Annotated in this window: 27 protein-coding genes and 1 pseudogene; 21 read left to right on the top strand and 7 right to left on the bottom strand. The window is 37.5% G+C overall.

Going from position 1 to position 21093, the window contains the following annotated elements:
* Positions 1-219: IS200/IS605 family transposase (locus H624_RS0108260; RefSeq protein ID WP_026867166.1), on the top strand; the 219-nt coding region annotated here is incomplete at its 5' end.
* A 126-nt stretch (positions 220-345) separates the two neighbouring features.
* On the opposite strand, the gene H624_RS0108255 is transcribed toward H624_RS0108260, so the two are convergent.
* The 3 genes and pseudogenes from H624_RS0108255 to H624_RS11915 form a co-directional block, all read right to left on the bottom strand.
* Positions 346-714, bottom strand: a complete 369-nt coding sequence (locus tag H624_RS0108255) for a DUF6176 family protein (protein WP_026867165.1) — start codon at positions 712-714, stop codon at positions 346-348.
* Between the two features lie 164 nt (positions 715-878).
* Complete coding sequence (locus H624_RS0108250; protein WP_026867164.1) at positions 879-2075, bottom strand: ABC transporter permease; 1197 nt, start codon at positions 2073-2075, stop codon at positions 879-881.
* Positions 2068-2967 (bottom strand): annotated as a pseudogene (locus tag H624_RS11915) (ABC transporter ATP-binding protein). Before H624_RS11915 ends, H624_RS0108250 begins: the two are co-directional and overlap by 8 nt.
* A gap of 142 nt (positions 2968-3109) precedes the next feature.
* Here H624_RS11915 and H624_RS0108240 point away from each other — a divergent pair.
* The 6 genes from H624_RS0108240 (at position 3110) to H624_RS0108215 (ending at position 8826) form a co-directional block, all read left to right on the top strand.
* Positions 3110-4807 (top strand): ABC transporter ATP-binding protein, encoded by a 1698-nt coding sequence (locus H624_RS0108240; RefSeq protein ID WP_035856786.1) that lies wholly within the window; start codon positions 3110-3112, stop codon positions 4805-4807.
* Between the two features lie 14 nt (positions 4808-4821).
* A complete protein-coding gene (locus H624_RS0108235) occupies positions 4822-5370 on the top strand; it encodes a VanZ family protein (protein ID WP_026867162.1) in 549 nt (182 codons plus the stop codon).
* A 32-nt stretch (positions 5371-5402) separates the two neighbouring features.
* On the top strand, positions 5403-5780 hold the full coding sequence (locus H624_RS11910) for a PH domain-containing protein (RefSeq protein WP_051220546.1): 378 nt from the start codon (positions 5403-5405) through the stop codon (positions 5778-5780).
* A gap of 135 nt (positions 5781-5915) precedes the next feature.
* Positions 5916-6848, top strand: coding sequence for an ABC transporter substrate-binding protein (locus tag H624_RS0108225; protein ID WP_026867161.1), 933 nt, complete (start codon positions 5916-5918; stop codon positions 6846-6848).
* A gap of 3 nt (positions 6849-6851) precedes the next feature.
* Positions 6852-7706, top strand: coding sequence for a M23 family metallopeptidase (locus H624_RS0108220; protein WP_026867160.1), 855 nt, complete (start codon positions 6852-6854; stop codon positions 7704-7706).
* A gap of 1 nt (position 7707) precedes the next feature.
* Positions 7708-8826, top strand: a complete 1119-nt coding sequence (locus H624_RS0108215; RefSeq protein WP_026867159.1) for a CapA family protein — start codon at positions 7708-7710, stop codon at positions 8824-8826.
* Here H624_RS0108215 and H624_RS0108210 read toward each other — a convergent pair.
* Positions 8823-9002, bottom strand: coding sequence for a hypothetical protein (locus tag H624_RS0108210; RefSeq protein ID WP_026867158.1), 180 nt, complete (start codon positions 9000-9002; stop codon positions 8823-8825). The two genes, H624_RS0108215 and H624_RS0108210, sit on opposite strands and share 4 nt — an antisense overlap.
* Before the next feature lie 80 nt (positions 9003-9082).
* On the opposite strand from H624_RS0108210, the gene H624_RS0108205 reads away from it, so the two are divergent.
* From H624_RS0108205 to H624_RS12710, 5 genes are all read left to right on the top strand, one after another.
* Complete coding sequence (locus H624_RS0108205; protein ID WP_026867157.1) at positions 9083-9388, top strand: thiamine-binding protein; 306 nt, start codon at positions 9083-9085, stop codon at positions 9386-9388.
* A gap of 64 nt (positions 9389-9452) precedes the next feature.
* Complete coding sequence (locus tag H624_RS12405; RefSeq protein ID WP_084145796.1) at positions 9453-9767, top strand: TIGR04104 family putative zinc finger protein; 315 nt, start codon at positions 9453-9455, stop codon at positions 9765-9767.
* Between the two features lie 17 nt (positions 9768-9784).
* Positions 9785-10891 (top strand): iron-containing alcohol dehydrogenase, encoded by a 1107-nt coding sequence (locus H624_RS0108200; protein WP_026867156.1) that lies wholly within the window; start codon positions 9785-9787, stop codon positions 10889-10891.
* Between the two features lie 10 nt (positions 10892-10901).
* The gene (locus tag H624_RS0108195) at positions 10902-11318 is read left to right on the top strand and encodes a (deoxy)nucleoside triphosphate pyrophosphohydrolase (protein WP_026867155.1); all 417 of its coding nucleotides are present in this window, start codon (positions 10902-10904) and stop codon (positions 11316-11318) included.
* 20 nt (positions 11319-11338) lie between these two features.
* Entirely contained in the window at positions 11339-11509 is a 171-nt protein-coding gene (locus tag H624_RS12710; RefSeq protein WP_166627065.1) for a hypothetical protein, read from the top strand.
* A 30-nt stretch (positions 11510-11539) separates the two neighbouring features.
* On the opposite strand, the gene H624_RS0108185 is transcribed toward H624_RS12710, so the two are convergent.
* Positions 11540-12475 carry a metal ABC transporter solute-binding protein, Zn/Mn family gene (locus H624_RS0108185; RefSeq protein WP_051220545.1) on the bottom strand — a complete coding sequence of 312 codons (936 nt, stop codon included), beginning with the start codon at positions 12473-12475 and terminating at the stop codon, positions 11540-11542.
* Between the two features lie 239 nt (positions 12476-12714).
* Here H624_RS0108185 and rpmG point away from each other — a divergent pair, with 239 nt between their 5' ends.
* Positions 12715-12864, top strand: coding sequence for a 50S ribosomal protein L33 (gene rpmG / locus H624_RS12400; RefSeq protein ID WP_035811226.1), 150 nt, complete (start codon positions 12715-12717; stop codon positions 12862-12864).
* Between the two features lie 112 nt (positions 12865-12976).
* A complete protein-coding gene (locus H624_RS0108180; RefSeq protein ID WP_026867153.1) occupies positions 12977-13858 on the top strand; it encodes a bifunctional 5,10-methylenetetrahydrofolate dehydrogenase/5,10-methenyltetrahydrofolate cyclohydrolase in 882 nt (293 codons plus the stop codon).
* On the opposite strand, the gene H624_RS0108175 is transcribed toward H624_RS0108180, so the two are convergent.
* Positions 13855-14241, bottom strand: coding sequence for a YolD-like family protein (locus tag H624_RS0108175; protein WP_026867152.1), 387 nt, complete (start codon positions 14239-14241; stop codon positions 13855-13857). The genes H624_RS0108180 and H624_RS0108175 overlap by 4 nt on opposite strands.
* Positions 14242-14356: 115 nt before the next feature.
* Between H624_RS0108175 and H624_RS0108170 the strand changes: the two genes are divergently transcribed.
* Entirely contained in the window at positions 14357-14641 is a 285-nt protein-coding gene (locus tag H624_RS0108170; protein ID WP_026867151.1) for a hypothetical protein, read from the top strand.
* Positions 14642-14862: 221 nt separating this feature from the next.
* Here the strand turns inward: H624_RS0108170 and H624_RS0108165 are convergent, their stop codons facing one another.
* The gene (locus H624_RS0108165; protein WP_026867150.1) at positions 14863-15786 is read right to left on the bottom strand and encodes a manganese-dependent inorganic pyrophosphatase; all 924 of its coding nucleotides are present in this window, start codon (positions 15784-15786) and stop codon (positions 14863-14865) included.
* A gap of 174 nt (positions 15787-15960) precedes the next feature.
* Here H624_RS0108165 and H624_RS0108160 point away from each other — a divergent pair, with 174 nt between their 5' ends.
* The 6 genes from H624_RS0108160 to H624_RS0108135 are packed head-to-tail and all read left to right on the top strand — an operon-like array spanning position 15961 to position 21067.
* Entirely contained in the window at positions 15961-17412 is a 1452-nt protein-coding gene (locus H624_RS0108160) for a nicotinate phosphoribosyltransferase (protein WP_026867149.1), read from the top strand.
* A gap of 5 nt (positions 17413-17417) precedes the next feature.
* Positions 17418-18236, top strand: coding sequence for an ammonia-dependent NAD(+) synthetase (gene nadE, locus H624_RS0108155; protein ID WP_026867148.1), 819 nt, complete (start codon positions 17418-17420; stop codon positions 18234-18236).
* Positions 18237-18263: 27 nt separating this feature from the next.
* Entirely contained in the window at positions 18264-18917 is a 654-nt protein-coding gene (locus H624_RS0108150; RefSeq protein ID WP_026867147.1) for a DUF2179 domain-containing protein, read from the top strand.
* Positions 18883-19077, top strand: a complete 195-nt coding sequence (locus H624_RS0108145) for an NETI motif-containing protein (protein WP_026867146.1) — start codon at positions 18883-18885, stop codon at positions 19075-19077. Before H624_RS0108150 ends, H624_RS0108145 begins: the two co-directional genes overlap by 35 nt.
* 16 nt (positions 19078-19093) lie before the next feature.
* On the top strand, positions 19094-20389 hold the full coding sequence (gene purB / locus H624_RS0108140) for an adenylosuccinate lyase (RefSeq protein WP_026867145.1): 1296 nt from the start codon (positions 19094-19096) through the stop codon (positions 20387-20389).
* Positions 20390-21067: a M15 family metallopeptidase gene (locus H624_RS0108135; RefSeq protein ID WP_026867144.1), complete on the top strand. Its 678-nt coding sequence runs from the start codon at positions 20390-20392 to the stop codon at positions 21065-21067.
* The last annotated feature ends 26 nt before the right edge of the window (positions 21068-21093 follow it).

Raw genomic sequence — 21093 nt, 5'->3', positions numbered from 1 at the left:
GGATATTTGAAAGGGAAAAGTGCCGTACTTATCCATGAACAACATGCGAATTTGAAGTACAAATATGGAAACAGAACGTTTTGGGCGAAGGGATACTATGTGAGCACCGTCGGACTGAACCAAAAAACGATTGAAAAGTATATCAGAGAGCAGGAAGCAGATGACAGGGTGCTCGATTCAATTTCAAAACGAGAATACGTGGATCCATTCAAAAAGTAAAACCAAATAAAAGGTAAAGTGAATAGCGGTTGGCAGTCTTTTGAGAGCTCCCTTTAGGGAGTATGTGCGGAATGAGCCCTTATAGGGCTGAAAAAAAGCCACCCGTTATACGGGTGGATACTTACTTTACGAGAACTGCTCTTCTGCAGCAGCTTCTATTTGGTTCTTAATTCTTTTCGGTATCATAACAACTTCAGTTTTTAGGTTTTTAGGACGATAAGTCTTATCGATACATTTCTCGAAGTATTCTAAGTGTTTTTGATCAATACATTTCTCAGATTCTGTACTGGAGTCTCCATCATCTGCCTGAATAGAATACCAGTAAAGATAATCGAATTCGCCCATATGGTCACGCATAATCGTCTCGACAAACATCTTTTCATCATCGAGTGTGAGGAGCGCATCATTCATATGCTCATTGAGGAATTCCATCCATTGATCGACTAATTCTTCCTTACCTTTTTTCACCCTAAATCTTGTTAATTCTACTTGCATATTCAGGACTCCTTTGTTTTAGTCAACATCATATTACACCTTTTTTGGGCAATGTCAATGACCTTATCAAAGAATCTTTTTAAGAAAGTATCTTAAGAATTTTGAGAAAGTTATAGAAATAAATTTTTACTGTATATTATTCATTAAAAGTAGTCTCAAATTGCTTATTTTCTAAGCCTTCTAATGTTTTTCATAATACCACTTTCAGTCGACAATACACTTCTTTTATAAACATAAGCAGCAACCATAAGTGTTACGATAATCAGAGCGATGAGAATTACAACGCCTATAATCATCTCAAGGTGACCTGTATCATTAGTGAGTAATCTGAGTGGCATAACGAATGGTGTGAAGAACGGGATGTAGCTCGCTACTGTGATTAAGAAATGATCTGCAAAACTGATACCTGCCAATGCAATAAAGTAACCAATCATCGTAATAAAGGTGACTGGCATTAAGCCTTGTTGTATATCTTCCATACGGTTGATGAATGAACCGAGCATAGCTGCAATCGAAAGGTAAAGTATTAAACCAAGGACAACAAAGATGACGCAATAAACGATTAATAGTGGTGTTTGGTCGTTTGGCTCTAAACCAAATCTTTCAAGTAAGGCTGTGTGATCTGATGTGTAAAAAGCAATAAGCCCACCGATCGTTATGGCCGCAACTTGAATGATACTCACTGCCATCATTGCTAAAATTTTTGCCATCAAGTGTTGAACGGGTCGTATACTTGAAACAATCATTTCAATCACTCTTGAAGATTTCTCATTTGCAATCTCCATAGCAATCTGTGATGCATAGTTCAGTATGATGATAAACATCAAAATGACTGAGAAGTAGAATATAACCATATTTAATATATTGGTATCATCTTCACTTGCTGCTTCAAATTCTCCTGAATCTTCAGCTTGGACTAAGAAGTTAACAGGCACTTCTTTGTACATTAACGCTAGCTCTTCTTCACTTAAATCTAAAGTCTGCAGTACGTAGGCGCGGTTGGTATCATTTAAAGCAAGTTGAATGTTTTGTTCTTCTGTAGAAGATAGGGCTTCATCACTTCTAATTTCTGCTTCTAGTGGATCTGTACTTGTAACCTCTAGAACCGTATCGCCATCTTCTTCTACAATCTCTATCTCTTCGTCATAGGTTTGAATAATCGGTTCAAACACTTCTATAAAGGACTGATCTGCTTCAATCTGAAGCGTAGAGGACTCATCTGAATCAAATAGACTGATAATTTTATCCAGGTTAAATGCTAAAAACATTCCTGCGATAATAATCAAGGTTGTGATAATAAATGATTTTGCTTTTAATTTTGAGAAAAATGTTAGGTTGAAAGTCGTCATAAATTTATTCATAGTCTCGACCTACTTTCGAAATGAAGATATCGGTTAGTGAAGGTTCGTTAACTTGGAAACGTTTAAAGAAACCGAGTTCAGTCACTTTGTTATAGATTTCTTCAGCATACTTTTCCTCTTCAATTTTTAAGGTAGTCTTCTTACGTACTTGTTTGATATCAAGTACACCAGGAAAATCTTTTAAGAAGGACACATCATGATCGCCTTCAATAATAATTTCTTTTTGTCCAAAGTCTTTTTTAATTTGATCAATATTACCGCTGACTACTTGTTTACCACGGTCTAATATACATAGCTCCTCACACAGTTCTTCGACGTGTTCCATACGGTGAGAACTAAAAATAATCGTTGAACCATTTCTATTTAAATCCTTAACTGCATTTTTAAGAAGTTCAACATTAATCGGGTCAAGCCCACTGAAAGGTTCATCTAGAATGATGAGTTCTGGATTATGGATTATTGAAGCGATAAGTTGTATTTTTTGTTGATTTCCTTTGGAGAGTTTCTCGATTTTCTTAACCTTGTTCTCCGTTACTTTAAATCGGTCTAACCAATAATCTAAAGCCTCATTGGCTTCTTTTTTGGACATGCCTTTAAGCTATGCTAGGTAGATGACTTGTTCTTTAACCGTTAGTTTTGGATGTAAGCCGCGTTCTTCCGGTAGATAGCCAATCTTGTTCGTCATGTGATAGCCGATTTTATCTCCGTCATATAAAATGGTGCCTTCTGATGGTGTGAGCAACTGCAAAATCATTCTAAAGGTCGTTGTCTTTCCCGCACCATTACCGCCAAGAAAGCCATACATGCTACCACTTGGCACATTGATGTTGATAGAATCTACTGCTTTGTGGTCACCGAAGGTTTTCTGGATGTTACTTAACTCCAAAGCCATGGTATGTTCCCCCTTTATTTTGATGTTTACATTTTACCACACCACTTGTTAAAGAAAAGTTGTTATAATATAAAAGGTTAAATTTATAAAGTGAGGTGTCGTCTTGGAAACAGTAGAAGAAAGAGCATCATTTAAAAAGTTTATGGATTTAATAAAACGCACGAATGTAAAGAAAAGTATATTTTTTTTTGGTGTGTTCCTTACTTTAATTAGTACCGCAGGATCATTAATCGTGCCACTTTTAACACAGATGTTCATAGATGGCTTTGATCCTTCAGTAATTAGTACACCTCTCATCGTACTGATTATTGCTGTCTTTCTCTTAAGCGCAGTCGTTGATGGTGTTGCTTATTATATGCTCGCAAAAATTGGACAGTCAGTCGTCAAACGGTTAAGAGAACTCGTATGGGATAAGTTTCTTAAATTACCAGTAACATATTTTGATAAGACGAAGAGCGGTGAGTCTGTTAGTAGAGTGGTAAATGATACAAGTATTATTCAAGGCTTAATTACGAGTCATTTCCCTCAATTAATTTCAGGTGTGATGAGTATAATTGGGTCGGTTGTTATTCTCTTCTTCTTGGATTGGAAACTTACGCTAATTATGTTCATAGCCTTACCAATTTCTATCGCAGTGATTCTACCTTTAGGAAATAGAATGCAAAAAGTATCGAGGAAATTACAGGATGAAACGGCGACATTTACAGGTTCTATCCAAGAAACTTTGGGAGAAATCCGCTTAATGAAGTCCTTTAATGCTGAAAACTACGAAAAGGTAAAAGGCCGAAAAGGTATTGGTAAACTTTATAAATATGGAATGAAAGAAGCTGTTATCAACGCGCTTTTATCACCTATAATGTATACAGTAATGATGTTAGTCATCATTTTAGTCATTGGTTATGGAGGCATACGTGTTGCTGATGGAACGATGACAATTGGTACACTTGTCGCATTTCTACTGTACCTCTTCCAAATTATTATGCCGATGACGATGTTTGCGATGTTCTTTACAGAATATAATAAAGCCCTTGGCGCAACAGGTAGAATTATCAATATAATGGAACTGGATGATGAAAAATCAGGAGTAGAGAAACCGAATCTTGACTATAACAACTTAAGATTTGAGCAAGTCACATTTGGATATGATGAAACACCTGTTTTAGAAAATATTTCATTTACGGCACAAAACAATCAAAAGGTTGCTTTTGTTGGTCCAAGTGGTAGTGGTAAATCTACAATTTTTGCTTTAATAGAGAAGTATTATGAAGTCTGGAGTGGACAAATACTTGTTGATGGTATTAATATCAATAATCTAAGTCTAAGTTCATATCGTAGTGGCATTGGTTATGTCGCGCAGGAAAGCGCCATTATTTCAGGTACAATACGCGATAATATTACTTATGGTTTAGATCCATCTTTTTATACAGAAGCAGATATTGAAAAAGCTGTTGAACAGTCATACACTAAAGAATTTGTAGTCAATCTAGAAAACGGACTCGACACCGAAGTAGGTGAACGTGGTGTTAAATTGTCAGGTGGACAACGTCAGCGTATCGGTATTGCTCGAGCGTTTTTAAGAAACCCTAAAATATTAATGCTAGATGAAGCGACTGCCAGTTTAGATTCAGAGTCAGAGAAATATGTTGGTGAAGCTTTAAACGAACTTATGGCCGGTAGAACAGTCCTTGTAATTGCGCACCGTTTATCAACAATTGTAAACTCAGATAAGATATACTTTATCGATAATGGATTACTTACTGGAGAAGGAACACACGAATCCCTAATATCCAGTCATGAAAAATATAAAGAATTTACAAACCAGCAATTTGGAGAAGATTAGAGGCAGTTTTATAAATGGGAATTTTAATAGAAGCATTTAGTCCAATCATACCGATATTTATCTTTATTTTTATGATCATCGTTGTGGTGACCTTATTGATTAATATTAGGAGTGGCTATCAGCTCGATACAATCGCAAAAAAGATCAGATATTTTTCAATCATTGGTTTGACGATGAGCATAGTGGGTATTTTTCTCGTAACGCTGATGCGGACTTCAAATGGAAGCGACATCGTTCAGCTCACACCTTTTGAGAGTATTGAAGACCTTTGGTATTATGCAACAACAGAAGCATTAATCAATAGTGTGTTAATGAATATTGTTCTATTCATACCAACATCTTTCTTTTTATATTTTATAATTCGAAGAGAGTTGTTAACCACAATTCTTTGCTTATGTTTGTCAGTCTTTATTGAAACAACGCAGTATTTATTACCGATAGGAAGAATTACAAGTATCGATGATATTATTTTAAACTCAATTGGAGGTATCATAGGCGTATTACTTGGGGTCCTATTTTTAAAGATAAAAGATGTTTATTACTTGATGTTTGGTGGTAAATAAAAAAATAACAGTTAAAAAAGGGGATGTTGTCTATGTACAACAAATTAAAAAACATCGAAGGTGTTACTTTACAACCTAAAGAAGTTGTAGGACCTGCACTTGTAGGATCAGTAGAGTACTTTAATGGGGAGAAAAGTACTTACCATGGTTCACTCGTTGCAACGACACAAAGATTGTTTTTGAATCTTGAAGATCATGGTGTTGTTTGTATTGAAGATTTTGACTATGAGAAAATTACAAGAATTACCATAGAAGATTTGCTTCTTGTAGGTCACATTGTACATCTGTGGACAGATGACCAATTAATCGTCAGCGTAAAAAGCATTTCCGAGGGTAAGCTTGATAAGTTCTTAGAATTTGTCTACAAGTACAAAGGTAAAGTTACAGTAGAAAATGAAGCACTAGCATAAAAGTATATAGAATATTGAAGGCTCCGGTAAGCTCCGGGGTCTTTTTTATATTTGAAATGAGGTAATTTTTTCTAATGGTACCGAATACGTATTATATTTGTGTATAATGACGGTATAAATAATAAAGGGGAAGCTATGAAATTTAAAATGATATTCCTCCTTACACTGGTACTCATGCTCACGGCATGTTCTAGTTTTCGTGAAATTGATGTGACAGATGATGGGGAGTTAAGAAGAATTACAACAGAAGATACATCAGAAATTGATATCCCGGGTAAGCCAGAAAATATTGTCCTGTTTCGTACCATTGATCCAGGAAATGCAGCCCTTTTAGGATATGAGCCAACTGCAGTGAACAGAGCACTAGAGGGGAATGAAACACTGACTAATGAGGTTGGACAGTCACTGACATTTTTAGAGCCTGGTGATATTGAGGGATTAAAAGCAGTTGACCCTGATTTAATTGTGACCTATTCACCTGATGAATATTTTGATCAGTATAGTGAGGTCGCACCAACGATTAGAATGTCTTATTCAGGGGGGATACTGAGTCCGTTTAGTCCACGCGTCTATTTAACACAACTCTATTATTTAGGTGTAATTTTAAATAAAGAAGAAGAAGCAAACAAGATTGGTGACGAGTGGGAAGGACAGACAACAGTCTTAAAAAGAGAACTTAATACGCAAGTTGATGATAAGAATGCTGTCGTTGCTGTCGCTAATGAAGATGGTTATTTGCTCTATAATGAATATATGAGCTATGGCACTGAAGCGGTATATGATGTGCTCGGTTTCCAGATGGACGGTGCACTACAAAGTCATTTAGAAGACAATTTATTTGATGTGAAAACACCAAGTGACCTTAGTGAGTTTGAAGCAGATTATGTCTTTGTTAATACACCTGACTATGAAAATGAGGATATTAAAAGTGAATTTGCACAGGCAATGGATATTGATAAGGATCATGTAATCTTACTCAATTCAGAAGATACCATTACTAATGATTTGATTTCTATACAAAAACAAACGGAGTATATTGTCGATAAAATAAACGAAGCGGGTGAGTAACGAGTGAAAATAGAAGGGGCTTTGATTGGAGAGCTTTTTAACGCACAAAAATTCGAAGACATCTATCTTTCCACTATGCCTGAATGGCAAGCATTGATGCCAAAAGAAGAATTTCTAAATGAAGCACGCCATTTTTATCAGGGTACGGTTCACTTTTCCTTGTACAGAGAAAATGAATTAGAACCTGGTGTGAGACGTTATGCTTTTGTAGATGACAAGACGAAAAAAATGTTGACGGTCGCGGTTAAACAGTCGCTTATCATTGGTCTAAAGTTTGGTTACTTGGAACAATATCATGAGTATAAAACGTCTTCAAAAGTGAAGTATCGCCTACCGTTTAAAGATGATTGGTTCGTCTTATTTGGTGGAGAAGATAACTTTTTAAACTATCATTATTCCTATGAAAATCAGCGCTATGCCTTTGATTTTATCGTTAAAGAAAATGGTCAAGCGGTCAGAGGAAATACTTCAGTTTTAGAAAATTATCACAGTTATGGACGTCCAATTGTCTCACCAGCATCAGGTACTATCTTTAAAGTATATGATGGGGTGAGAGATAATCCACCGATGTCGATGAATATGGATGATCCAGAAGGTAATGCCGTCATTATTCAACATGGCGTGAATGAGTACAGTATGCTTGCGCATCTAAAAGCAGATTCTATCCTAGTCAGTGAGGGGACCTACGTAAATCGTGGGCAAGTATTGGCAGCCTGTGGTAACAGCGGGGCGAGTGATACTCCTCACCTACACTTTCATGTGATGGATGGGCCGAACCCAGACACTTCACAGTCATTAAAAATTAAATTTGAACATGGTCTTGAACCTGAGCAGGGACAAACATTAAGGGGAGAATGAAATGAAGATATTGTTGTCAGTACTAATGTTTTTCAGTTTCTTTTCTAATAGTGAAACAGAGCCACTTCAAGGGAATACTAAAAACTTTGAAACAATCGATCAGGATGCTTTCTTACAAAATTTGAGTCAGTACTTAGATTCTTCGTTTACCTTTGCGGCAACGGGTGACATCTTAGTGCATGACTATCTTTATGAAGACGTTCAAACAGAAGATGGATACGACTTTGTATCTCGCGTAGAGTCAGTTGCACCTTATTTACAACAACAAGATCTGGTCTTCTTAAATCAAGAAACACCTATAGGTGGAGAGGAATTAGGTCTTAGTGGTTACCCTACCTTTAATGCACCAGAAGAAGTCGCAGATTTACTAAGTTACTTTAATGCAGACATTGTTAACTTAGCTAATAACCACACACTAGACCGTAGCGCGGAAGGTATAGCTGCAACGACTGAAAACTTAAAAGAGAGAGATATTGATTACGTCGGTGCAAATGTAAGTGAGGAAGATAAAGACCGTGATCGTATTTTCAATGTCAATGGGATTGATGTTGGATTCCTAGCTTATACATACGGAACCAATGGTATTCCTGTACCAGAAGGACAAGAGTACTTAGTGAATTTAATTGATATGCCAAGTATTGTAGAAGATATTGAGCAGTTAAGAAATAAAGTGGACGTATTAATTGTCAGCTACCATCAGGGTATTGAATATGATGAGTTTCCTAGAGATGAGCACATACCTGAGTATCACTCTATGGCAGAGGCCGGTGCAGATATTATTGTCGGTTCTCATCCGCACACCTTACAACCGATTGAACACTATGAAAGAGAAGACGGAAGTGAAGCGGTAATTGCATACTCTATGTCTAATTTCTTAAGTGCACAACAAACATTAAATACTCGGCTCGGTGGTATTTTAGAAGTCACTGTGAAACAAGAAGGGGAGAATATTGATGTCGGCGATGTTAGATTCATGCCGACCTACGTTGATAGTAATGAATATGAAGACTTTTACCTCCAGCCACTCGATGCAATGGATATGACTGATGTCTATAGTGACGTGAGTGAGCACATGACAAGTTATAGTGACAAAGTCGAGGTTGTACCTTACCTCGACTAGTCTTCAGGCTCTTCTTTTCTAATAATCGACATGATCGAGACGATACCTAATAAGATTAAAGTTAATATTAATGGTATGTTAAGTGAGGATGGTAGAAAATCCTGACAGAAATAATAAATCATGCCTAGCGCAATTAAAATGAGAATAATATTTAAACCCTTGCTAACTTTAAACATTTGAAACCACCTTTAAATGTTTGTTTTCTAACAATAATAGTATCATAATAGTGGTAGAAATGAATTGAGGAGAGAGAAATATGAATTATATTATGAGCATTCAAGTGTTGCCTTATCACCCTGGTGACAAAAAACTTTACTCGCATACTAAAGGGGCGATTGAGTTAATAGAAAACAGTGGTTTTACTCACTTTGTTGGCCCAAGTGAGACAACAGTTGAGGGGAATTTGGATGAGCTATTTAATCTCGCTAAAAAGATTAACCTCTACCTTGCAGAAGAAGGTTGCGAACATGTGACAACAAATATTAAGCTTGTTCAGTCTAAAGAAGAAAATCAGATTAAAGACATTCTAAAAGATTACTATGAATTTGAAGATGATGAATAAGAAGAGCGAATGTGCTCTTCTTTTTTGATATAATCGTGAGTAATACTATAAAAAAGGTGATTGTATGGGAGAATGTCCGCACTGTAAGCATGAGTGGACTTACAAAGAAAAACTATTAGGTTATGCATTAAAACCTCGGACACGTATCAGGTGCCCGAAGTGTAGAGAATACATAGAACCATCGACTTTATCGATAATCTATGATTACATCGCGATATTTCTTGTTGCCTTGTTTATATTTATATTAATACCAATTATGCAATGGCCGATGTGGCCGTCGCTGCTCATTAGTTTTATCTTGTTTTTATTATATGTATTTTTATTCCAACCTTTAACGATACGTTTTAAGCATTATGAATACAATATAAAAAAGAAATAAAACTTAAGGGGGATTATATGTTTTCTTTTCACAATACAACGGATATTCACTTTGGTGCTGGTGTGATTACTACGATTGAAGAAGTGTTACAGGATGCCGGTTACGAATCTATTATTCTCGTTGCTTCAAACTCACAAGTGAAGAATGGGGTTAGCGACTTATTAAAGTCATTATTATCGGGCAAAATTAAAGATACTGTTTCAAATATTGAACCCAATCCTACAGTAGATAATGTAGACAGTATCATTGAAGCATGTCATAGCTTTAAGGCTGATGCTATCATTGCTGTAGGTGGTGGCTCGACGATGGATGCTGCGAAAGCGGCAGCGGCAGCAGTTGTTCGTGATGTAGACGCTCGGACAATTATCGATGATAAGCGAGTCAACGGGGCGCTTGATGTGATTGCATTACCGACGACGAGTGGTTCTGCATCTGAAGTTACACCGTTTAGTGTCATCAGTGATAAGGAACGCGGCTTAAAAGTATCGTTAAATAGCCCAGATTTATATCCAAAACATGCTTTTGTTGACCCGGAACTCACATATACGTGTCCACCATCAGTCACAGCGATTTCAGGTATTGATGTTATTTGTCATGCACTAGATTCTATTGGATCTAAGAATCACAATCCAATTTCTGATGCAATTCATTTAAAAGCTTTAAAGCTTGCCTTTGGAAATCTAGAAACAGCATTTAATGAGCCAGATAATGTGACTGCTAGAAAAAACATGGCCTTGGCAAGTACTATGGCGGGTATTGGTTTTAGTCAGACTATGACGAGTGGATCACATGCGACGAGCTACTACCTAACTTCTGAATTTGACATACCTCATGCAGAAGCTTGTGCCTTTACGCTTGATCAATGGATCTTATATAATGCGGAAATAGATAATCGAATGGATAATATTAGTGCTGAACTCGGTTTTAAAAACACACGTGAGATGTCAGACGCAATTAATGACCTAAAAGAAACATTAGGACTTCGTATGACATTTGAAGATTTAGCTATTGAACGCGAGCATATCCCAGAAATTGCACGTCAAGCGATGGCCGCAGGAAATTTCAGAAATAATCTTGCAGAGCTAACTGAGGACGAAATGATTGAAATGTTGGAGAGAAAGTAGGTTATTTAGAGTGACAAAAAAGAAAATCCACGTTGTTGGTGCAGTAATAGAAAATGATTTAGGTGAAATCCTATGTGCTCAAAGACCAGAAGGTAAAAATCTAGCCTTAAAATGGGAATTTCCAGGTGGTAAAATTGAGGCAGATGAATCGCCTGAAGATGCTTTAAAAAGAGAATTGATTGAAGAGATGGCACTAGATATTACAATTGAAGATAAGATCACAACGACCACTCATGAATATGATTTTGGCATTGTTGAGCTGACAACTTACTTTTCTAAGATCAAGAGTGGCACAGTGGAATTACTTGAACATGTACAGATGAAATGGTTGCCTGCAGCTGATATTGATAGTTTGGACTGGGCACCGGCAGATATTCCTGCAATTAAGATTATAAAAGAGAAAAAAGGGAATAGAATAGAGAATTAATTCACAGGAGGGGTCACTCAATGGACTTAATTAAAGGTTTACTCGGTTTTATATTTAAAACTTTTGTTATTTTATTTGCATTAACGGCAGTGGCTGTCGTGGTTCTAGCATTTTTCCTTAAAAAGGATGTAGATGAAATCCGTGAGTTTACTGAAAGCATTAAAAACGACTTATATCGCGGAAGAGCATAAAAAATTGTCCGGAAGATTCCGGACAATTTTTCATTTGTCATTGAGTGCTTGATCTAAGGTCTCGATATTTTTAGCCATCATCGATTGATAAGTTGCATCTTCAGGATCGTTATCAGTCAATGTTTCTAAATTGTTGAAGTAGAGTGGCTCAGTGTTGGTTTCATCTCTGATGACATCAGTGACGGTCGATGTGACATTCGGTTCATATAATATATAAGGAATATTTTGCGCTTGTATCTGATCGATAATTTCAGTCAGTTCCTTTTGTGAAGGTTCTTGGTTGCTTAATCCATTAATACCAACCTGATGAAAACCATATTGTTCGGCTAAGTAACCGAGAGATTCGTGGGAAATGTAGACATCTGTATAGACAGGATCCTCTGTAATTTCAGTGAGCTGCTTATCGATATCTTCTAAGTCTGTTCGTAAATTATTAAAGTTTTCTTCGTACATATCACTATGTTCGGGCTGAGCATCAATTAGCGCATCTTTGACAGATTCTGCCATAATTATAGCGAGATTTGGATTTAACCAAATATGGGGATCTCCACTACCGTGATCATGATTGTGGTCGTCATCGTGTTCGTGATCATGGTCATCATGACTCGTTGAAATTAAATCGTCTTCATTGATGTTCGCTGTAGTTTCAATGACGTTCGTGTCTTCATTAATTGTATCTGTGATGTTTTTGGCGATAGGGTCTAAGTCATTTGATGTCATCATGAAAATATTACCATCAGCATACTCCATCATATCTTTTTGTGTCGGTTCATAAGAATGCATATCCGCACCAGCAGGGTAAATGGATTCGACCTCAACAGTATCCCCACCGATTTCCTCAACAAAGCTCGTTAAGGGAAAGACAGTTGTATAAATATTTAGTTTACTATTGTCTTCTTCGCTTAAGTTGCTACATGCTGTTAAGAAGAGCAGGGCGGTTATAAGATAGGGAAGAAATTTGATCATGTTTATAGTACTCCTAATTCCGTAATGATTACGATTTAAAATTATAGCGGACTGCTTGATATTATGCAAGTGATATTTAACCAAGAAAGTCTTGAAATTTTAGGAGAATCCTAGTAAAATAAATAAGGTGATTTAAAAAGCATATACTAATCATCTGTGAAATGGATGATCAACTGGCCAGTTGATTCGAGTATATTATCATTAATTATCGATTTCACTTAACAAAGGAGGCGACAGAAATGAGAGTAATCGTTACATTAGCTTGCACTGAGTGCGGAGACCGCAACTACAGCACTAAGAAAAACAAAAGAAACAATCCAGAGCGTATCGAAATGATGAAATTCTGCCCTAGATTGAACAAGTACACGTTACACCGTGAAACTAAATAATTACTTATAGCTATCATCAATTGATGATAGCTTTTTTTAATTTAACCCTTTGATTATGTTATAATGAGTCTGGGTCATTGACTAGTAAAATATTAATAGGGGAGTGCAATATATGACAGTAGTTATGGACGGCAAAAAGGTTGCCGCACACTTGTCCGATGAGATTCGTGAAGCACTAGAGGTTTCAGAATCACATGGTATTCAGCCTAAAGTGGCGTTTGTGAGAATTGGAGATTTATCCGATTCGATCTCTTATGAAAATGCCGCGGTTAAACGTTTTGAAAAATTGGGAATCCAGACTTCTCAGTTCCATTTTCCAGAAGATGTATCGACGAAAGTATTTTTAACAAAGTTTAGAGAAATTAATGAAGATTATTCAATACACGGTATCTTACTCTTACAACCTTTACCAAAACACATTCCAATGAAACGTGTAGCAGAGGTTATGAATTCATTTAAAGATATCGATGGAATGAAAGCATCAAATCTAGGTAAGGTACTCACGAACGATCCTGATCGTTTGGAACCATGTACACCTGCCGCTGTAATGAATATGCTTGATTACTATGACATCGATTTAAAGGGTAAAAATGTCACAGTAGTTGGTGCGAGTGCAGTAGTTGGTAAGCCGTTATCACTGTTAATGATGAACAGAGAAGCGACAGTTACCACATGTAACTTATACACTGACGATCTTGTTGAGAAATGTAAGAATGCGGACGTCATCGTTTCTGCAGCGGGAGCAATTAACTTGATTGATGAACCACACGTCAAAGAAGGTGCGGTTGTTGTCGATGTGGGTATTAACTTTAATGATGAAGGTAAGATGGTCGGCGACGTGAACTATGAAGCAGTTAAAGATAAAGCTTCATTCATTACACCAGTTCCGGGTGGAATCGGTGCAATTACAACGACAGTGCTTGCTTATCATTTAGTTAAGGCAACAGAACACCAGAAAGAACCTGTCTTGTTCTTAGAAAAACAAGAGAACTAATATTTATCGATTAAGATAATATCTAAAATATCTATAAAAGGGACGAAGATTAAATCTTCCTGTCCACACTTTTGACCAATGAGCATCAAGCTCCATTGGTCTATTTTTATAACTTCTAAATCTACGGAGAAGCGAGAACCATCATAGTAGTAGAAAATACGAACTGCACGTTGTTCATTGAGCGCTTTTTGGAAAGTAAATTCCATTTCACTTAAACGATCATCGGACAGTTCAGGGCGTTCAATTTTAGTCTGATCATCCATGAGTTGCTGCACATTTTCAAACTGCTCAGGCATAGTAGCAAAAGGCGCCCACTTGATCATGCCGCGTCCATTGGGAATATTTGAGTTGAGTTGATCCACGGGAAGTTGACGATAATCCATAACTTCAACCTTCTTTCTTAACTGCTTGTTCTCATTATACGAACATACGTTCTATTTTTCAAGTGGTGGATATATGGTAAATTAATAGTAATAATAAGCTGAGTGAGGACGAAGAATGCGTAAAAAATTAGTTTGGGGAATCATTACTGTCATTGTCTTGTCAGTATTGCTACTTCCTTTAGTTGATAAAACAGCAAGTACGACGCGGGTCATCATTGATAACACAACCAAAGAAATTGTCCATCCGTCCTGCTACGATCAAGCGGACTTAACGAATTGGATAGACGAAGTCTCATTTGGTAGAGCAATAGATGAGTTAGAGTACGATGTTAGAGATGAGTGTTCAAAAGAACGCTTAGAAGAAGGTAAAACAAGCGTGTTGATGAGAATACTGGAGTAAATGGATTATTGTGGGCGGGTCGGCTGGGTCACTGTGAAGTCAACAGCGGTCCGCTAGGAAAATAACGGGTCGCTGTGAAGTTGACAACGGACCGCTAGGAGAAAATCGGGTCACTGTGACCACCACAAGTCGCACAACCATCAACAACCAATACTCAAACAACAAAAGAGAGCACCCAACTGAATTAAGTTGGATGCTCTCTTTTTCATAACAAACAAAAATTATTCTGATAAGGCTTTTGTAATGTTTGGAACGACTTGTTTTTTACGAGATACAACACCTTCTAGAATTGCTGTATTCTGGTCAAGCGCAACATCAAAGGCACGTTCTACTGATGAAAACTCATTTCCTAGTGCGAGTACCTTAGAGTTTGAGTTAAGAATATCCGTAACGATCAACGTAAATAGATCGTAATTTTCTTTGTCGATTTCTGAATTGATTGCTGCTTCAATTTCCTCACGACGGTTGAATACTTCGTCCACATCTACAACGTTGACTTGAGCGATACGTACGCTTTTCTCACCGATATCAAACGTTTTTGCATCTTCAGTGATTAACTGAACTGCTGATTTGTCTTTAGTAGATGCACCGGCTTTAAGCATTTCAAGACCGTATGTTTCAAGATCAACACCTGCTACAGCTTTTAATTCTGATGCTGTATCGATGTCTTCTTCAGTTGTTGTTGGTGATTTGAAAAGTAAAGTATCTGAAATAATTGCAGATAACATAAGTCCTGCCATTTCCTTAGATAATTCCAAGTTTTTCTCTTTGTAAATTTTGTTTAGGATTGTTGCAGTACAACCGACAGGTTCAGCACGGTAGTAGAGTGGGCCTTCAGTTTCAAAGTTCGCAATTCTGTGGTGATCGAAAACTTTTGTAACGACCGCATTTTCGATACCTTTTGCAGATTGTTGTTTCTCATTGTGATCGACTAAAATAACTTCGTCTCCATTTGCCACTTCTGTTAGTAAATCCGGTACTTCTACTCCGAATTCATCTAGGGCGTACTGTGTTTCACTGTTAATATCTCCAAGGCGATATGCCTTTACATCTGAACCGATTTGTTTCTCAATATCTTGGACAACAAGTGCAGAAGTTATCGTATCAGTATCTGGGTTTTGGTGACCGAATATTTTAATTGCCATTTACAGTCAATCTCCTTTTTCATGTGTGTAATATTTTCTTCACTTAATATTTTAACATTTCTTAAGGGTGTCTTCTATATCTTCATATAAAGAGCGATATAACTGTACTTTACCAGGTTATTTTATGTGATAAAATTAGATTATCTATAATTGTTACTCATAGGAGAGAAACGAATGTATAAATATCAAGATGACAGTTTCATGCTTCACACAGATCTATATCAAATAAACATGTCGAAAACGTATTTTGAACATGGGATTCACGAAAAGAAAACGATTTTTGATCTGTACTTTAGACAGATGCCTTTTGGTAATGGTTATGCAGTTTATGCTGGCTTAGCACGTATTATTGATTATTTAAAGAATCTACACTTCTCAGATAGTGACATTGAATATTTAAAATCAATTGGTTATGAGGATGACTTTCTTGATTATTTAAAAACAGTGCGTTTTACAGGGACCTTACGTTCGGTAGTAGAGGGGGAAACGGTCTTTAACAATGAGCCGCTTGTACAGGTAGAGGCGAGTTTAGTAGAAGCACAGTTAATTGAAACAGCGCTTTTAAATATTGTTAATTTCCAAACGCTGATTGCGACAAAGGCAAGTCGTATTCGTGAGTTAGTACCAGGGGATAACCTCATGGAATTTGGTACGCGCCGTGCGCATGAGTTGGACGCAGCGATGTGGGGTGCGAGAGCATCGATCATTGGTGGGTTTGATGGAACGAGTAATGTCAGAGCAGCTAAATTGTTTGACTTAAAAGCAAGTGGCACCCACGCACATGCGATGGTTCAAGCCTACGGCAATGATTACGATGCCTTCACAGCTTATGCTAAAACCCATAAGGATTGCGTCTTTTTAGTCGATACGTTTGATACATTAAAGTCAGGAATTCCAACAGCAATCAAGGTTGCCAATGAATTTGGTAATAAAATTAACTTTGTCGGTATTAGAATAGATTCTGGTGATATTGCTTACTTAACGAAGAAGGCAAGAATCATGTTAGATGAAGCGGGTTATCAAGACGCTCAGATTATCGTGTCTAATGACTTAGATGAAGTGACAATTCTCTCTTTAATTTCGCAAGGAGCAAAAGTAGACGGTTGGGGTATCGGTACAAAACTGATTACTGCCTTTGACCACCCGGCACTTGGTGCGGTTTATAAGCTAGCAGCTATTGAAGGAGAAAATGGGGAGTGGTTAAACCGCATTAAAATTTCAGGTAATATTGAGAAGGTAACCACACCAGGGAAGAAAAAACTATATCGAATTATTAATAAGGATACAGGCATGTCTGAGGGGGATTACATTACATTGTACGATGAGAAATTTGATTACTCTAATCCACTGTTGATGTTCCATCCCATTCATACGATGAAGCGCAAGCTCATCAAGTCTTATGAAGCAGTCGATTTATTACACGACATTATCGTCGATGGAGAAGTCGTCTATGAGTCACCATCTGTTGATGAAATGAAAGAAAAATGTAGTGAAAGTCTCAGTGAAATCTGGGAGGAAACAAAGCGTTTCTTAAACCCACAAGAATATCCTGTAGACTTATCTAACAAGCTCTGGAACGTTAAAAACGATTTAATTGAAGAATTGTCAAATAAGACCTTGGAGTGATTTTGATGTCAGATATCCAAAAGGAAATTATCGAGCGTCTTCATGTTAAAACAGAAATTAATCCACAAGAAGAACTCTCAGAAATCATTAACTTTTTAAAGGATTATGTCACTGATCATCCTTTTATAAAAAGTTTCGTCTTAGGTATTTCTGGGGGGCAGGATTCCACGCTTTTAGGCAAGATTGCCCAGTTGACTGTAGCTGCTTTAAGAGAAGAAGGTAAGGAAGTTAAATTCTACACAGTCAGATTGCCTTATGGCGTGCAAGCAGATGAAAGCGATGCAAGAGACGCGGTCGACTTCATTGAACCCGATGAACGTGTCACGGTCAATATTAAAGATAGTGTGGATGCCAGTGTTGACGCTTTATTGGATAGTGGCTTTACATTAAGCGATTTTGTTATCGGTAATGAAAAAGCACGAGAGAGAATGAAGGTTCAATATGCAATTGCAGCACATACAGGCGGTATTGTGCTCGGGACAGATCATGCAGCAGAAGCGCTCACCGGTTTTTATACTAAGTTTGGTGACGGTGCTTGTGATGTCGCACCACTAATGGGCTTAAACAAGCGTCAAGGGCGTCAGCTACTTGAATTTTTAAAGGCACCACCACACCTCTATGAAAAAATTCCGACAGCAGACTTAGAAAGCAACAAACCGCTCTTAAGTGATGAAGCAGCATTGGGTGTTAGCTATAGAGAAATCGATGATTTCCTAGAAGGTAAACCAGTATCTCAGCATGCTTTTGATACAATCATTAACCATTATAAACGGTCAGCTCATAAAAGAGACTTACCATATAACCGTTACAATTTACCTAAATAGATAAATAAAGAAAGAGGGCTAACAACCATGTTACAAATGATTAACGAAAACCCAATGTTAATGATTTTAGTCATTTTTATCATCAACATTATTTACGTCACGTTCTTAACGATGCGTACCATCATGACCTTAAAAGGCTATCGCTTTGTTGCAGCTGCCTTTAGTATTTTAGAAACGTTTGTATACGTCATTGGTCTAGGACTTGTGCTCGATAATCTAGATCGACCACAAAACATCGTTGCTTATGCACTTGGATTTGGTGTCGGTATACTCGTCGGTACTAAGATTGAAGAGCAACTTGCTCTTGGTTATACGGTTGTTAACGTTACGACAGGTAAAAAAGATATCGATTTGCCAAATGACTTAAGGAACTTAGGTTATGGTGTGACACACGGTCATCAATATGGACGTGATGGACAGCGGACAGTCATGCAAATACTGTCACCTAGAAAATATGAAAGAAAATTAATGGAAACGATTCGTGAGCTAGATGATAAGGCCTTTATTATCTCTTATGAACCGAAAAATATACACGGTGGTTTCTGGACTAAAGGACTTAGCCGTCGTCGTATGAAGAACTATGAACCAGAAAATGTAGAAGAAGTATTAGAAGAAATATATGAGCTACAAGAACAGGATGAGGCTAATGGCGCAACAGAAGCAACGAAAGAAAACATTTAAGGTTGGCCCTGATGATACACTTTCAGAAGTCTTAGAAAGAATGAAGGAAGAAGGCTATCAAGTCACTAGACGCATGGAAGTTCCGGTGTTTAAAGAAGAAGGCGGCGAGGTCGTCGTCTCACATCAAGAGACTGTTTTTGAGGGTAAATTAATCAAATAATGAGGATGAGTAATTAATGATCAGTAGGTATACAAGACAAGAAATGGCAGACATCTGGACCGAAGATAATAAGTACCGCGCCTGGTTGGAAGTAGAAATACTCGCAGCAGAAGCATGGGCTGAACTTGGTATCATTCCAAAAGAAGAAGTGAAGAATATCAGACCGAATGCTCGTGTTGACGCGACTAGAATCCAAGAAATTGAAAGAGAAACAAGACACGATGTTGTCGCCTTTACAAGACAAGTATCTGAAACTTTGGGCGATGAAAAGAAATGGGTTCATTATGGATTAACATCAACAGATGTCGTCGATACTGCACAGAGCTATGTACTTAAACAGGCAAATGAAATTATAGAAAAAGATATAGAGAACTTTATTGAAATTTTAGCGGATAAGGCAAGAGAACATAAACACACTATCATGATGGGCCGTACACATGGTGTGCACGCTGAACCGACTTCTTTTGGCATAAAAATGGCGCTTTGGCATCAAGAAATGGTTCGCAATTTGAAACGTTTTAGAGCGGTTAGAGAAGAAATAGAAGTAGGTAAAATGAGTGGCGCTGTCGGCACATTTGCAAATATTCCACCAGAAGTTGAAGAATATGTTTGCCATCATCTTGGTATAGGATTTGCGGAGGTTTCAACACAAACACTACAAAGAGATCGCCATGCACACTATATAGCGGTAATCGGCTTAATTGCAACCTCAATTGAAAAGTTTGCTGTAGAAATTAGACATCTTCAAAAAACAGAAACAAGAGAAGTAGAAGAAGCATTTGCTAAGGGTCAAAAAGGCTCAAGTGCCATGCCACATAAGAGAAACCCAATCGGTAGTGAAAATGTATCTGGCCTTGCGAGAGTGATAAGAGGGTACATCACAACAGCATATGAGAATGTGCCGCTATGGCATGAAAGAGACATATCTCATTCCTCAGCAGAACGTATTATGCTCCCAGATGTGACAATCGCTTTAAATTATATGTTGAACCGCTTCGGTAATATCATTAAAAACTTAACAGTCTTTGAAGAAAACATGAAGGCCAATATCGATAAGACATTTGGACTTGTATATTCTCAACAGATTCTTTTAGCCCTAATCGATAAAGGCATGTCGAGAGAAGAAGCATATGACTTAGTGCAACCGAAGGCGATGGAATCATGGGAAAGTAAGGTGCCTTTACAAGAACTCGCAAGTCAAGATGAGAAAATCACAGCAGCACTAACGAGTGAAGAATTGCAATCATGCTTTGATGAGTCACATCATTTACGCCGTGTAGATACAATATTTAAGCGAGCAGGTTTAGAGTAAATGAAAGCAATTAAATTTACTTTCGTCCTTAGTCTATTATTAGCTCTCAGTGCTTGTAGCGGCGAGGCATCAACTGAGGCAGAGGCAATTGACTACAGTAAAAATTATGAGGCGCTTACGTTTTCAGACTTAGACATTCCAGTCAATGTTGAAGTAATTGATGGGGTGACTTATGCGGATGGTGTGTTAATCGTAAACAAAGAGATTCCGCTACCTGATGATTACAACCCAGGTATGCAACCAGAAGCGGAGAACGCTTATATGACAATGTTTGAAGATGCTAAAGAAGAAGGGCTCAACTTTGAATTGGTGAGTGACTTTAGAAGTTATGATTATCAGGCTGAGCTATATAATAATTATGTAGCTAGAGATGGTAAGGAAGCGGCTGACCGCTATAGTGCCGAACCAGGTCATTCAGAACATCAGACAGGTCTTGCAATTGATGTCGGATCATATGATAGTGCAGTACTCTTACAAACTTCATTTGAGTACACGCCAGAATTTGAATGGTTAGAGGAAAATGCCCATCACTATGGATTTATTATTCGTTACATGAAAGGTAAAGAAGATATTACCGGCTACATGTACGAACCTTGGCATTTGAGATATGTTGGAGATAAGGCGACGGATATTCATGAAAGTGGCTTAACTTTAGAGGAGTATTTCGACCTTATTTAAGAGCTCGTGTGGTGCGTAAAGCACCC

It is taken from the genome of Jeotgalicoccus marinus DSM 19772, assembly GCF_000425825.1.
Lineage (GTDB): Bacteria > Bacillota > Bacilli > Staphylococcales > Salinicoccaceae > Jeotgalicoccus > Jeotgalicoccus marinus.
This window is presented reverse-complemented; position numbering and strand designations above follow the sequence as displayed.